Consider the following 13,761-nt stretch of genomic DNA (forward strand, 5'->3'; position numbering starts at 1 on the left):
ACATACCGTAGCGAAGGATTGACGACCGCTACGCAGCCGAGCGGGAGCAAGCTCCCTCGCCACAAAACCTCTGTTAGCAGGGGTTATCCAACCGCCTCGAACAACCCCGTCGCCCCCATCCCGCCGCCCACGCACATGGTCACGACGCCGTAGCGCAGATTGCGCCGCTGCAGTTCGCGCACCAGATGCCCCACCTGCCGCGAGCCGGTCATGCCGAACGGGTGGCCGATGGAAATCGAGCCGCCGTTGACGTTGTACTTCTCGTTGTCGATCTCCAACCGGTCGCGGCTGTACAGGCACTGGGAGGCGAAGGCTTCGTTGAGTTCCCACAGGTCGATATCGGCCACCTGCAAGCCCTTGGCCTTGAGCAGCTTGGGCACCGAGAACACCGGACCGATGCCCATTTCGTCGGGCTCGCAACCGGCCACGGTAAAGCCACGGAAAAACGCCTTGGGCTTGAGCCCCAGCGCCAGGGCTTTCTCCAGGCTCATCACCAGGGTCATCGAGGCGCCGTCGGACAGTTGCGACGAGTTGCCCGCCGTGACCGAACCGTCCTCGGCAAACACCGGTTTCAGCCCGGCCAGGCTTTCGTAGGTGGTGTCGGGGCGGTTGCAGTCGTCATGGTCGACCACGCCGTCGAGGATCTGCACCGCGCCGGTGTGCTTGTCTTCGACCCGGTACTTGACCGACATCGCAATGATTTCGTCGGCGAACAGCCCGGCGGCCTGGGCCTTGGCGGTGCGTTGCTGGCTCTGCAAGGCGTAGCGGTCCTGCGCCTCGCGGCTGACCTGGTAACGGCGCGCGACGACTTCGGCCGTCTGGCCCATGGGGAAATAAATCCCCGGCACCTGCTCCTTGAGGAGCGGGTTGATCAGGTTATCGGTGTTGACGCTCTTCATCGTCAGGCTGATGGACTCCACGCCGCCGGCCACGATGATGTCGCTGCAACCGGACGCGATCTGGTTGGCAGCGATGGCGATGGCTTGCAGGCCGGAGGAGCAGAAGCGGTTGAGGGTCATGCCGGCGGTGCCGGTGCCCAGTTGCGAGAGCACCGCGACGTTGCGGCCGATGTTGTAGCCCTGGGCGCCTTCATTGGAGCCGGCACCGACGATGCAGTCCTCGACGCTGGCCGGGTCGAGGTCATTGCGCGCCAACAACGCGTTGACGCAATGCGCCGCCATGTCGTCCGGGCGGGTCATGTTGAACTTGCCGCGAAAAGACTTGGCCAGGCCGGTTCGTACGCTATCGACGATCACCACTTCACGCATGGCGGTACTCCATTGTTGTAGTCGGTTGAGAGTGGATCGAGCATAGATCCACTGCATAACCGATCGCGACAATCATTCACCTCGCGTATGCGCCGCCATCGGCCTATTTCCTGGATTTGCGTTTGCGCGCCTGCTTGTCGGCGCGCTCGAATGCGTCCTCCAGCGCCTGGTTCAGAGTGCGTAACACCTTGACCCGGGCCCAACGCTTGTCGTTGGCCTCCACCAGTGTCCAGGGGGAAATCTCGGTGCTGGTGCGGTCCACCATGTCACACACCGCGGACCGGTAGGCGTCCCACTTGTCGCGGTTGCGCCAATCGTCCTCGGTGATCTTGAAGCGCTTGAACGGGATCTCCTCACGCGCCTGGAAGCGTTCAAGCTGGGTTTCCTTGTCGATGGCCAGCCAGAACTTGACCACCACCACGCCGGCGTCGGCGATCTGTTCCTCGAAATCGTTGATCTCGCCGTAGGCCCTCAACCAATCGGCCCGGCTGCAAAAGCCCTCGACCCGTTCCACCAGCACCCGGCCATACCAGGAACGGTCGAACACGGTGAACTTGCCCCGTGCCGGCAGATGCCGCCAGAACCGCCACATATAGGGATGGGCGCGCTCCTCCTCGGTGGGCGCGGCGATCGGCACGATGCTGTATTGGCGCGGATCGAGGGCCGCCGCGACCCGACGGATCGCGCCGCCCTTGCCCGCCGCATCGTTGCCTTCGAACACCGCCACCAGCGCATGCCGGCGCATGCGTTTGTCCCGCAGCAGGCCGGCGAAACGCGCCTGCTCGGTAATCAGCTGTTCTTCGTAGTCGTCCTTTTCCAGGCGCAGGGTCATGTCCAGGCTGTCGATCAGCGTGACCTGGTCGTCCAGTGCCGGCAGCGGCGCCACGGCGACTTTTTCCGGCTTGACCTTCGGCCGGTCCAACGCCTGGCGCAAGCCTTCGAGCAGAATCCGCCCCACCGTCAGGCTGCGATAACAGCTGTCCACGCCCTCGATCACGTGCCAAGGCGCGTAGTCGCGACTGGTACGACGCAAGACTCGCTCGCCGTATTTGACGAACTTGTCGTAGGTCTGCGATTGCTGCCAGTCCAGCGGGCTGATGCGCCAACTGTGCAGCGGGTCATCCTTAAGCCCCTTGAGCCGGGCTTTCATCTGTTTCTTGGACAGGTGAAACCAGAATTTGAAGATCAACGCGCCTTCGTCGCAAAGCATTTTTTCCAGGCGCTCGGCGGCGTTGATCGCCTGGTCGAGCCGCGGATCCTTGAACTCGCCATGGACCCGCCCCTGCAACATCTGGCTATACCAGTTGCCAAAGAAGATCCCCATGCGCCCCTTGGCCGGCAGCATCCGCCAGTAGCGCCAGGCCGGAGGATGCGCCAGTTCCTCGTCGGTCTGCTGGTCGAAGGTGCGCACTTCGATCAGCCGCGGGTCCATCCACTCATTGAGCAATTTCACCGTCTCACCCTTGCCCGCGCCTTCGATGCCGTTGATCAGCACGATGACCGGAAAACGGCCCTGCTGCTGCAACTCGAATTGCGCTTCGAGCAGCGCTTCACGCAGGGCCGGCACCTCGGCCTCGAAGGTGTCTTTGTCGATGACGTGACCGATTTCAGCGGATTCAAACATGGGCAACTCCTTCCAAGGATCAGCCAAGACTAGCGGATTGGATGCCCTGCGGTGTAGCACCAGGAAGGATCATTCCCTACGCCTGGCATGACAATGCCTGTGCGCACGCTGCGCGTTCGGCTTTGTGGATCAGCTAGAATGGCCTCCCCGTTTTCACCGAGCCTGCCATGACGCCCATCCAGCAACACGCCCAACTCGACTGGGATGAACAGGGTCGCCCGCGTTCGCGGGTGTTCGACGACGTGTATTTTTCCGATCAGTCGGGGCTGGATGAAACCCGCTACGTGTTCCTTGAACAGAACCAGCTGGCCGAGCGCTTCGCCGCGCTGCCCGAGGACGGGCGCCTGGTGATCGGCGAAACCGGGTTCGGCACCGGCCTGAACTTCCTCTGCGCCTGGCAACTGTTCGAGCAGTGCGCACCGGCCGGGGCGCGGCTGCATTTCGTCAGCGTCGAGAAGTACCCCTTGAGCCCCGAGGACCTGCGTCGCGCCCTGGCCCTCTGGCCGCAGCTTCAAGCCCAGGCGCAGCAGTTACTGGACCAATACGTGGCCATCCACCAGGGGTTCCAACGCCTGGTGCTGGCGAATGGTCGCGTGACGCTGACCTTGTTGATCGGCGATGCGTTGGAACAACTTCCGCAACTGGATGCCCGCATCGACGCGTGGTTCCTCGACGGGTTTGCACCCGCCAGGAACCCCGAGATGTGGACGGCCGAGCTGTTCGCCGAACTGGCGCGGCTGGCGGCCCCGGGATCGACCCTCAGCACCTTCACCAGCACCGGTTGGGTTCGGCGGTTGCTGAACGCGGCAGGTTTCAAGATGAAACGCACGCCCGGCATCGGCCATAAATGGGAGATCCTGCGCGGCGTGTTCCTGGGCTGGCCGGAACAGACACCGGCGCCGTCCGCGGCAAAACCCTGGTACGCCCGCCCCGCGGCCCTCGGCAACGAGCGTCGGGCAGTGGTGATCGGTGGCGGCCTGGCCGGTTGCGCCAGCGCCGCCAGCCTCGCCGCGCGGGGCTGGCAGGTGACGCTGCTGGAACGACACGCCGGGTTGGCCGAAGAGGCGTCGGGCAATCCGCAGGGCGTGCTGTACCTCAAGCTGTCGGCCCACGGCACCGCGCTGTCGCAGATGATCCTCAGCGGCTTCGGCTACACCCGCCGTCTGTTGGAGCACCTGCAACGGGGCGTCGACTGGGACGGCTGCGGCGTCCTGCAACTGGCCTTCAATCACAAGGAAGCCGAGCGCCAGGCGCAACTGGCCGAGGCGTTCCCCGCTGACTTGCTGCACCCCCTGGCGCAGCCCGAGGCACAAAGGCTGTCAGGTATCGGCCTGGCCTGCGGTGGTCTGTTCTATCCCGAAGGCGGCTGGGTGCATCCGCCGGCGCTGTGCCGCTGGCAGGCCTCGGGCACCGCGATCGAGGTGCAAGCGCACCATGACGTGCTGCAATTGCGTCGCGTCGATGGCCAGTGGCAAGCGTGGGACAGTCAACGCTGCCTGGCCAGCGCGCCGGTGGTGATCCTCGCCAGTGCCGCCGAAATCAAGCGTTTCGAACCAGCCGCCGGATTGCCCCTCAAGCGCATTCGCGGGCAAATCACCCGGCTGCCGCAAACCGCGCGCAGCCAGGACCTGGCAACCGTAGTCTGCGCCGAAGGCTACGTGGCGCCGCCACGTCTGGGCGAGCACACCCTGGGCGCCAGCTTCGACTTCAACAGCGACGACCTGACCCCCACCGCTGCCGAACACGCCGGCAACCTGCAGATGCTCGAAGAAATTTCCGAGGACCTGCTCGAACGCCTCGGCGCCGCCACCCTGGACCCGCAACGGCTCGAAGGCCGCGCGGCGTTCCGCTGCACCAGCCCGGACTACCTGCCGATCGTAGGGCCCCTAGCTGACAGCCAGGCCTTCCACGAGGCTTACCACGCCTTGAGCAAAGACGCCCGGCAAGTGCCGGACATCCCCTGCCCCTGGCTCGACGGCCTCTACGTCAACAGCGGCCACGGCTCGCGCGGCCTGATCACCGCGCCCCTGTCGGGCGAACTGATCGCCGCCTGGCTCGACGACGAACCCCTGCCGCTGCCCCGAAGCGTGGCCGAAGCCTGCCACCCGAACCGGTTCGCGTTGCGAGCGTTGATTCGAGGCAAGGCCTGAACCACATAAGAATCCCTATGGAAGCCGTTGGCGACTCTCGAACGGAACGATGAATTCGTGAAAACTGCACTGGCCGTGATAAGCACCCCAGAATAAGCCCTATTCTGCCGTCGATGCAGATTCAGTCGGAGCTATCCAATATGCATCTCTAACCTCATCTAAAGCCTGCCATGGTTCAGGGCCGAACCTCGCATTTGGACAGCCGCCAGCCCCGTAGCTGGCCATGACGCATTGTGTAAAATCCTGCACGAACAGTAGAGTTCGCGCCACTGAATGGAGTTAGGGCATGGGCATGAATAAAATAATAAGGCTTATCGCACTGGCTGCGATTATCACAAGCGCTGCATGCAGCAAGCAGGATAACTTCAACACTTTGTCGCCAGGCGAGATGCTCAAGCCCATTTCCTTGCAAGCTCACAACAACCCTACGTGGGCAAGTTCTGACTCCCAGTACGAGAAATCGCAGAACCCTGCCAAATGGTCGCCTTATTTCTGGGCATCGAATGCAGCGGCACTTCAGAGCATCGCCAATGACAAGCCTCGCCTTGAGGCGACGGTCAGGGCTCTGATGGATGAGATGAAGGCAAACTCGATTGTTGATAGCGATGGTAACTACCGAGTCATCTACCGGTTCCCATACGTCTTCGACAAGTACCCGATGTCGGCGCCTTGGTACTCGGCTTTCGGGAACGCGGCTATCGCTGTAGGCCTGATGCACATCAGGAACTCGACAGGGGACACATCGAACGATGGGTTGATTAATGAATACCTGGACACCATCGTCAAGAAGTATTCATACAAGACCCCTGAAGGAAACATATGGTTTGCTGAATACATCTCTGATGACCTCCCTGATGGCCATGTGAGCGTGATCAACGGTCACTTCTTCGTGGTAGCCGCCATGTATGAATGGAAGAGCATGAGTAAAACAAATCGGTACGACAGGCCAATATCCCAAGGATTGGATACCATGCGCGACGAGTTGCCAAAGTTCATTCAGGACGGATACTTCTCATACGCTGATGGTTTCAAACACATGAAGGATTATGGTCAGCAGCGTGCAGTAAACTTCGCTGTTGCTTCCTGCAAACTCCGCGACGAAATATGCCCCATCGCTGTTCGGTATCAGAAGCTCTTCAATGAATGGTCGAAGTGATGGTCCTGTCGTTGGCGGTTACCCCATAGCAGGCCCATCCGCCATTCCTGCACTGCCGGTCGCACCTGCGTCGGCGACCATCAGTGCAGGGGCAGTACCATTAGCCCCGCCAGCTTCTGCATCGGCGTCATGCGAGAGCCCGTCGGAGCCGTCCCGTCCGTCGGCTTATAACGCATCGATCTAAAACTCACAGCAATCCCACCGGTCAGTTTCAGAGTACCCGCCCTTTCGGCGGACGTTGCTTGACCCCTCCCCAACGGAAAAACCGGTAAGGACTTATGTGCGGATTAGCTGGAGAGTTACGTTTCGATCAACAACCTGCGGACCTTGCGGCCGTAGAGCGAATCACCCATCACCTGGCCCCGCGTGGCCCTGACGCATGGGGTTTCCATAGCCAGGGGCCGATTGCCCTAGGCCACCGTCGCCTGAAGATCATGGACCTGTCGGACGGCTCGGCGCAGCCGATGATCGACAATCAGTTGGGTCTGTCCCTGGCCTTCAACGGCGCGATCTACAACTTCCCGGAACTGCGCGCCGAGCTTGAAGCACTGGGCTACGCCTTCCATTCCGGCGGCGACACCGAAGTGCTGCTCAAGGGCTATCACGCCTGGGGCGAGGCCCTGCTGCCCAAGCTCAACGGCATGTTTGCCTTCGCCATCTGGGAACGGGACGCCAAGCGGCTGTTCATCGCCCGCGACCGCCTCGGCGTCAAGCCGCTGTACCTGTCGCGCACTGGCCAGCGCTTGCGCTTTGCCTCGGCCCTGCCGGCCCTGCTCAAGGGCGGTGACATCAGCCCGATGCTCGACCCGGTGGCCCTGAACCACTACCTGAATTTCCATGCGGTGGTCCCGGCGCCTCGCACCCTGTTGGCCGGCGTCGAAAAACTACCGCCAGCCACCTGGATGCGGGTCGAAGCCGACGGCACCACCGAGCAGAAAACCTGGTGGACCCTGCCCTACGGCCCCCGCGCCGATGAACAGAACCTGAATCTGGAAGACTGGATCGACCGCGTGCTCGACAGCACCCGCGAAGCCGTCGCCATTCGCCAACGCGCGGCCGTCGATGTGGGCGTGCTGTTGTCCGGCGGCGTCGACTCGAGCCTGTTGGTGGGGTTACTGCGCGAAGTCGGCGTGGAAGACTTGTCCACCTTTTCCATCGGTTTCCAGGATGCCGGCGGCGAGCGCGGCGACGAATTCCAGTATTCGGACCTGATCGCCAAGCACTATGGCACCCGCCACCATCAACTGCGCATCGACGAAAAAGAGATCATCGAACAACTGCCGGCGGCCTTCCGCGCCATGAGCGAACCGATGGTCAGCCACGACTGCATCGCCTTTTACCTGCTGTCGCGAGAAGTGGCCAAGCATTGCAAGGTGGTGCAAAGCGGCCAGGGTGCCGATGAGCTGTTCGCCGGTTATCACTGGTACCCGCAAGTGGACGGCGCCAGCGACCCTTACGCGGCCTACCGTGCCGCATTCTTCGACCGTAGCTACGAGGAATACGCCGACACCGTGCAGCCCAAGTGGCTGACGGCCAATGACGCCGCCGGTGACTTCGTCAAGGAACATTTCGCCCAACCCGGCGCCGACGCCGCGGTCGACAAGGCGCTGCGCCTGGACAGCACGGTGATGCTGGTGGACGACCCGGTCAAGCGCGTCGACAACATGACCATGGCCTGGGGCCTGGAAGCGCGCACGCCGTTCCTCGACTACCGGTTGGTGGAGCTTTCGGCCCGGGTGCCGGCGAAGTTCAAGCTGCCCGACGGCGGCAAGCAGGTGCTCAAGGAAGCCGCCCGGCGCGTGATCCCCAGCGAGGTAATCGACCGCAAGAAGGGCTATTTCCCCGTGCCTGGGCTCAAGCACCTGGAAGGCGACACGCTGGCCTGGGTGCGCGAACTGCTGCTGGATCCGAGCCAGGATCGCGGCCTATTCAACCCGGCCATGCTCGACCGCCTGCTCACCGACCCCAATGGCCAATTGACCCCGCTGCGCGGTTCGCGCCTGTGGCAACTGGCGGCGCTGAACCTGTGGCTCAGCGAGCAAGGAATCTGATTGATGAAACCCCACCCTACCGTTCACAACCAACGCCTCTTGCGGGGCCAGGCGCCTTCGTACGAACGTCTGCAGGCGCGCCTGGCCGAAGATGGCAGCGCAATGGGCGCCGACCCGATCGCCGTCCACTGCGGCTGGGGTCGGCTGTTGATCGGCCACACGTTCCCCGACCCGGCTTGCCTGGCCCAGGAACTGCTCAATGAGCAACCGGGCGAACGCGACATTGCCCTGTACGTCGCCGCGCCCCAGCAAGTCCTGGGGCTGGAACCGGCGCATCTGTTCCTCGACCCGTCCGACACCTTGCGCCTGTGGTTCAGCGATTATCGCCAGGCCACGCGGGTGTTCCGTGGGTTTCGCATCCGCCGGGCCCAAGGGGACGCCGACTGGCAAGCCATCAACCAGCTTTACCAGGCCCGCGGCATGTTGCCCATCGACCCGCAACGCTTGACCCCGCGTCACGAAGGCGGCCCGGTCTACTGGCTGGCCGAAGACGACGATACCGGCGCGGTGATCGGCAGCGTCATGGGCCTGAATCACCAGAAAGCCTTCAACGACCCGGAAAACGGCAGCAGCCTCTGGTGCCTTGCCGTGGACCCGCAATGCTCACGGCCAGGGGTTGGTGAAGTGCTGGTGCGCCATCTCATCGAGCATTTCATGAGCCGGGGCCTGAGCTACCTCGACCTGTCGGTGCTGCACGACAATCGCCTGGCGAAAAACCTCTACGCCAAGCTCGGTTTCCGCAACCTCTCGACCTTTGCCATCAAACGCAAGAACGGCATCAACCTGCCACTGTTCCTTGGCCCGGGTCCCGAGGCTCAGTTCAACCCTTATGCGCGGATCATTGTCGAGGAAGCCCACCGTCGCGGCATCGAGGTCCAGGTGGACGACGCCGAGGCAGGGTTGTTCACCCTGGTCCACGGCAGCCGCCGGGTGCGTTGCCGCGAATCCCTGAGTGACCTGACCAGCGCCATCAGCATGACCCTGTGCCAGGACAAGAGCCTGACCCACAAGGTGCTGAAGAACGCCGGCCTGAACCTGCCGGCGCAACAACTGGCGGGCAATGCCGACGACAACCTGGCGTTTCTCGACGAGCACGAACGGGTCGTGGTCAAGCCGCTGGACGGTGAACAAGGCCAGGGCGTGGCAGTGGACCTGCGCACCATTGAAGAAGTACAAGCCGCCATCGAAACGGCCCGGCAATTCGACAGCCGGGTGCTGCTGGAAAGCTTCCACGAGGGGTTGGACCTGCGGATCCTGGTGATCGGTTTCGAAGTGGTGGCGGCCGCCATCCGGAGGCCGGCGGAAGTGATCGGCGACGGCCGTCACACCATCGGCGCCCTGATCGAAGCCCAGAGTCGCCGACGCCAGGCCGCCACGGGTGGCGAAAGCAAGATCCCGATGGATGCCGAGACCGAGCGCACGCTCAAGGCGGCGGGGTTCGACTACGACAGCGTCCTGCCGGCCGGAGAGCACCTGTTCGTGCGGCGCACGGCCAACCTTCATACCGGCGGGGTACTGGAAGACGTCACCGGCATCCTCCATCCGACCCTGGCCGATGCGGCGGTACGCGCCGCCCGAGCGTTGGACATTCCCATGGTCGGCCTTGACCTGCTGGTGCCGGCGGCCGACCAGCCCGACTATGTGTTCATCGAAGCCAACGAACGCGCCGGCCTGGCCAACCACGAACCGCAACCCACTGCCGAACGCTTTGTGGACCTGCTGTTTCCCCATAGCCAGGCGGTGGCCTGAGCACCGTTCACAGTGGCGAGGGGGCTTGCTCCCGCTGGGTCGCGGAGCGCCCCCCTTCGATGCGAATGTCCGGATTATTCAGGGCTGGAGCTGCGACCGCTTTGCGTTCGAACGGGAGCAAGCTCCCTCGCCACAAGGCTCTTCTGCCTAACCTTATCGTCCGAGAGGAGTTTCCATGATCAGCAAAATTCCCGAACCGAATCTCGAATACCTGCAAAAAGTCTTGCTGGAAATGCTCGCCATTCCCAGCCCGACCGGCTTCACCGACACCATCGTGCGCTACGTCGCCGAACGGCTCGAAGAGTTGGGTATCCCCTTTGAAATGACCCGTCGCGGCACCATCCGCGCCACCCTCAAGGGCCGCAAGAACAGCCCCGACCGCGCGGTGTCCGCGCACCTGGACACCATCGGCGCCTCGGTACGGGCCATCAAGGACAATGGACGCCTGACCTTGGCCCCGGTGGGCTGCTGGTCGAGCCGGTTTGCCGAGGGCAGCCGGGTCAGCCTGTTTACCGACACCGGCGTGATTCGCGGCAGCGTGCTGCCCTTGATGGCATCCGGGCATGCGTTCAACACCGCCGTGGATGAAATGCCCATCAGCTGGGACCACATCGAACTGCGCCTGGACGCCTACTGCACCACCCGCGCCGATTGCGAAACCCTGGGCGTGAGCGTTGGCGACTACGTGGCCTTCGACCCGTTGCCGGAGTTCACCGAAAGCGGTCACATCAGCGCCCGCCACCTGGATGACAAGGCCGGCGTCGCCGCGCTGCTGGCGGCACTCAAGGCCATTGTCGACAGCGGTGAGGAACTGCTGATCGACTGCCACCCGCTGTTCACCATCACCGAGGAAACCGGCAGCGGTGCAGCCGCCGCGCTGCCCTGGGACGTCAGCGAATTCGTCGGCATCGATATCGCGCCGGTCGCGCCCGGCCAGCAGTCGAGCGAACATGCGGTGAGCGTGGCCATGCAGGACTCCGGTGGCCCCTACGATTACCACCTGTCGCGGCACCTGCTGAAACTGGCCAAGGAGAACGAGCTGCCGGCCCGCCGGGACCTGTTCCGCTATTATTTCAGCGACGCCCACTCGGCCATCACCGCCGGCCACGACATTCGCACCGCCCTGCTGGCCTTCGGCTGCGACGCCACCCATGGCTACGAACGCACCCACATCGACAGCCTGGTCGCCCTCAGCCGCCTGCTCGGCGCCTACATCCTCAGCCCACCCGTGTTTGCCAGCGACGCGCAGCCGGCCCAAGGCTCGCTGGACCGCTTCAGTCACCAGATCGAACACGATGCGCAGATGGAAAGCGATACCCGGGTGCCTTCGGTGGATAGCCTGCTGGGGCAACGGTCGGACAGCTGAGGCGCCCGCCTTGAAGGGCGGCGTCAGCAAAACCGATTTCGCGAGCAAGCTCGCTCCCACAAAGGTTGCATGCCAATGTGAGAGCGAGCTTGCTCGCGAAGCCGACAACGCACCCCGGCAGCCCCCCAGGCTAGCCGCAAACGCCCGTTGGCCGTAGCATCGCCTCATTGTCTAGCCGAGGTACCCCATGCTGATTCCCCACGACCAACTCGAAGTCGACACACTCACCCGCCTGATCGAGGATTTCGTGACCCGCGACGGCACCGACAATGGCGACGACACGCCCCTCGAAACTCGCGTACTGCGCGTTCGGCAAGCGCTGACCAAGGGCCAGGCGATGATCGTGTTCGATCCCGAGAGCGAACAGTGCCAACTGATGCTTAAGCACGACGTGCCCAAGCACCTATTCGACTGAACAGGCCTTGCGCTGGGCGTGGGCTTTTTTCTTCTGGATCTTTTCGTAGATTTCGGAGCGATGGACATCGATGTGTCGGGGCGCTTCGACGCCAAAACGCACGGTGCCGCCGGTGACCGACAGCACGCGAACGGAAATGTCGTCACCGATGGAAATCAGTTCGCCCACAGCGCGGCTTAGTACGAGCATGGTTCTTGTCCTTAAGAATGTCTGGACCTCGACCATGCCCGGCCTGATTCAGCTTCTCAAGGCTCCCACGACAAATCAGTAAGGCCCTACAAGCAAAGCACTTCAGGCTGACGGAAACGTCCTGCAAAACCTGTATAGCGGCGTTTATTTCAGGTCGCCGAGAAGCGTGGCCCGAACAGGATCACGCTCGCCCCCAGCACGCACAGCGCCACGCCGATCCAGTCCGAACCCAGCGGCCGCACCCGCTCCACCACGGCCAGCCAGCCAATCGAGGCGATGATGTAGATACCGCCGTAGGCGGCGTAGGCGCGACCGGCATAAGTGGCTTCGATGCGGGTCAGCAACAGGGCAAAGAGGGTCAGGCTGATCAGCGCCGGGGCGATCCACCAGGCGCTCTTGCCTTGGCGCAGCCACATCCAGAACGCGTAGCAACCGGCGATTTCAAACAGCGCGGCAAGAAAGAACCACAGGTAATTGAGCATGCAAATGTCCATCAGGAAGGCCGAATCGCGCCATCCTGAGGACACCGGGCCGCCAGGTCAACTCGGGTTCTGTCGAGCCTTGGCGCGCATCTTGTCGGCCATGACGGTCATTTCGTCGTAGAGCTTCTGCGGGGCCTGCTGCTTGAGCGCCCACGCCGCCCGCCCCTGCTCGTGGGGCAGGATCATGAACTGGCCCTGGGCGACGTGCTGGTAGATGTAATCGGCGATGTCGGCGGCGCTGATGGGCGAGCTTTCCAGCAGTTTGCCAACCTGGGCCTTCATGGCCGGTGTCGGCCCACGGAAGGAGTCGAGCAGGTTGGTCTGGAAGAACGACGGGCACACCACGTGCACGCCGATTTCCTGCTGGGCCAGTTCAACCAGCAGGCTTTCCGACAAGGCCACCACGCCGGCCTTGGCCACGTTGTAGTTGCTCATGGCCGGCCCTTGCATCAGCGCGGCCATGGAGGCGATGTTGATGATTTTGCCGCGGCTCTGCTCCAGCAACGGCAAGAACGCCTTGCACCCCTTGACCACGCCCATCAGATTGATTGCGATCTGCCAGTCCCAGTCTTCCAGGGACAGTTCGCTGAAGAACCCGCCCGAGGCCACGCCCGCGTTATTGACGATGATGTCGATGCCGCCGAACTTCTCTTCGCAGGCCTGGGCGAAGGCCGTCAATTGGCTGTAGTCGCGCACATCGCAACGTTGGATGAAACCGTCGCCGCCTGCCTCGCGCACCAACCTCAGGGTTTCCACCAGGCCGGGCTCACTGACATCCGACAAGGCCAGGCGCCAGCCTTCGCGGGCCCAGCGCAACGCGATTTCGCGGCCCAGGCCGGAGCCGGCCCCAGTGATCATCATGCGATTTTGCATAGCAGACAGCCTTGTTGTTCCGGGAGAGATAGGCCGAGTGTAGCGAAGGACCCGGCCGTCCCCACGCTCCATCAGATTGCTGAATGGCGAGGGCAAACCATGGCGGGATGTGAAGGGACCCGTGGCGGCTTGCACACTGTGTAGCGGGTACTAAAAAACATTGAATTTTTTACAGGACGTTACGGTCGGACCTATTAAGCCGCCCGGATTTAATGCATGCGCGCTGGCAGTCAAAAGTTGCATCAACCCAGAACTGACCAATAAGGAAATCTACAATGGGCACAATTCTTATCATTATCCTGATCCTCCTGCTGATCGGTGGTCTGCCGGTCTTCCCGCACTCCAGAAGCTGGGGTTACGGCCCGTCCGGTATTATCGGTGTGGTGTTGGTGGTGCTGTTGGTCCTGCTACTACTGGGCAAGATATGAACCACTAAGA

General features: G+C 62.8%; 12 protein-coding genes. 7 read left to right on the forward strand and 5 right to left on the reverse strand.

Annotated elements, in window-relative coordinates:
- Positions 1-83: 83 nt before the first annotated feature.
- Positions 84-1,268, reverse strand: a complete 1,185-nt coding sequence (locus tag VM99_16395; protein ID AKJ99573.1) for an acetyl-CoA acetyltransferase — start codon at positions 1,266-1,268, stop codon at positions 84-86.
- 103 nt (positions 1,269-1,371) lie between these two features.
- Positions 1,372-2,892, reverse strand: a complete 1,521-nt coding sequence (locus tag VM99_16400; GenBank protein AKJ99574.1) for a polyphosphate kinase — start codon at positions 2,890-2,892, stop codon at positions 1,372-1,374.
- A gap of 167 nt (positions 2,893-3,059) precedes the next feature.
- Between VM99_16400 and VM99_16405 the strand changes: the two genes are divergently transcribed.
- The 6 genes from VM99_16405 to VM99_16430 all read left to right on the forward strand — a co-directional run bounded on the left by VM99_16405 (position 3,060) and on the right by VM99_16430 (position 11,779).
- Entirely contained in the window at positions 3,060-5,042 is a 1,983-nt protein-coding gene (locus tag VM99_16405) for an FAD-dependent cmnm(5)s(2)U34 oxidoreductase (GenBank protein AKJ99575.1), read from the forward strand.
- Positions 5,043-5,328: 286 nt separating this feature from the next.
- A complete protein-coding gene (locus VM99_16410; protein ID AKJ99576.1) occupies positions 5,329-6,198 on the forward strand; it encodes a hypothetical protein in 870 nt (289 codons plus the stop codon).
- Positions 6,199-6,476: 278 nt separating this feature from the next.
- Entirely contained in the window at positions 6,477-8,249 is a 1,773-nt protein-coding gene (locus VM99_16415) for an asparagine synthase (protein ID AKJ99577.1), read from the forward strand.
- 3 nt (positions 8,250-8,252) lie between these two features.
- Complete coding sequence (locus VM99_16420; protein ID AKJ99578.1) at positions 8,253-9,998, forward strand: GNAT family acetyltransferase; 1,746 nt, start codon at positions 8,253-8,255, stop codon at positions 9,996-9,998.
- Positions 9,999-10,173: 175 nt separating this feature from the next.
- On the forward strand, positions 10,174-11,364 hold the full coding sequence (locus VM99_16425) for a peptidase M42 (GenBank protein AKJ99579.1): 1,191 nt from the start codon (positions 10,174-10,176) through the stop codon (positions 11,362-11,364).
- Positions 11,365-11,551: 187 nt separating this feature from the next.
- A complete protein-coding gene (locus tag VM99_16430; protein ID AKJ99580.1) occupies positions 11,552-11,779 on the forward strand; it encodes a hypothetical protein in 228 nt (75 codons plus the stop codon).
- On the opposite strand, the gene VM99_16435 is transcribed toward VM99_16430, so the two are convergent.
- The 3 genes from VM99_16435 to VM99_16445 all read right to left on the reverse strand — a co-directional run bounded on the left by VM99_16435 (position 11,768) and on the right by VM99_16445 (position 13,323).
- On the reverse strand, positions 11,768-11,968 hold the full coding sequence (locus VM99_16435; GenBank protein ID AKJ99581.1) for a carbon storage regulator: 201 nt from the start codon (positions 11,966-11,968) through the stop codon (positions 11,768-11,770). The two genes, VM99_16430 and VM99_16435, sit on opposite strands and share 12 nt — an antisense overlap.
- Positions 11,969-12,117: 149 nt before the next feature.
- Positions 12,118-12,450: a membrane protein gene (locus VM99_16440; GenBank protein AKK01775.1), complete on the reverse strand. Its 333-nt coding sequence runs from the start codon at positions 12,448-12,450 to the stop codon at positions 12,118-12,120.
- A gap of 57 nt (positions 12,451-12,507) precedes the next feature.
- A complete protein-coding gene (locus tag VM99_16445; GenBank protein ID AKJ99582.1) occupies positions 12,508-13,323 on the reverse strand; it encodes a short-chain dehydrogenase in 816 nt (271 codons plus the stop codon).
- Between the two features lie 275 nt (positions 13,324-13,598).
- Between VM99_16445 and VM99_16450 the strand changes: the two genes are divergently transcribed.
- Positions 13,599-13,751 (forward strand): membrane protein, encoded by a 153-nt coding sequence (locus VM99_16450; protein ID AKJ99583.1) that lies wholly within the window; start codon positions 13,599-13,601, stop codon positions 13,749-13,751.
- Positions 13,752-13,761 lie beyond the last annotated feature (10 nt).

Origin of the sequence: Pseudomonas chlororaphis, assembly GCA_001023535.1 — a bacterium.
GTDB classification, from domain to species: Bacteria; Pseudomonadota; Gammaproteobacteria; order Pseudomonadales; family Pseudomonadaceae; genus Aquipseudomonas; species Aquipseudomonas chlororaphis_E.

Excerpts from the sequence above, each read along its gene's own strand:
- VM99_16420 (AKJ99578.1), top strand. The coding sequence starts at position 8,253 with ATGAAACCCCACCCTACCGTTCACAACCAACGCCTCTTGCGGGGCCAG.
- VM99_16450 (AKJ99583.1), top strand. The coding sequence starts at position 13,599 with ATGGGCACAATTCTTATCATTATCCTGATCCTCCTGCTGATCGGTGGT.
- VM99_16405 (AKJ99575.1), top strand. The coding sequence starts at position 3,060 with ATGACGCCCATCCAGCAACACGCCCAACTCGACTGGGATGAACAGGGT.
- VM99_16440 (AKK01775.1), bottom strand. The coding sequence starts at position 12,450 with ATGCTCAATTACCTGTGGTTCTTTCTTGCCGCGCTGTTTGAAATCGCC.
- VM99_16395 (AKJ99573.1), bottom strand. The coding sequence starts at position 1,268 with ATGCGTGAAGTGGTGATCGTCGATAGCGTACGAACCGGCCTGGCCAAG.
- VM99_16425 (AKJ99579.1), top strand. The coding sequence starts at position 10,174 with ATGATCAGCAAAATTCCCGAACCGAATCTCGAATACCTGCAAAAAGTC.
- VM99_16445 (AKJ99582.1), bottom strand. The coding sequence starts at position 13,323 with ATGCAAAATCGCATGATGATCACTGGGGCCGGCTCCGGCCTGGGCCGC.
- VM99_16430 (AKJ99580.1), top strand. The coding sequence starts at position 11,552 with ATGCTGATTCCCCACGACCAACTCGAAGTCGACACACTCACCCGCCTG.
- VM99_16415 (AKJ99577.1), top strand. The coding sequence starts at position 6,477 with ATGTGCGGATTAGCTGGAGAGTTACGTTTCGATCAACAACCTGCGGAC.
- VM99_16435 (AKJ99581.1), bottom strand. The coding sequence starts at position 11,968 with ATGCTCGTACTAAGCCGCGCTGTGGGCGAACTGATTTCCATCGGTGAC.
- VM99_16410 (AKJ99576.1), top strand. The coding sequence starts at position 5,329 with ATGGGCATGAATAAAATAATAAGGCTTATCGCACTGGCTGCGATTATC.
- VM99_16400 (AKJ99574.1), bottom strand. The coding sequence starts at position 2,892 with ATGTTTGAATCCGCTGAAATCGGTCACGTCATCGACAAAGACACCTTC.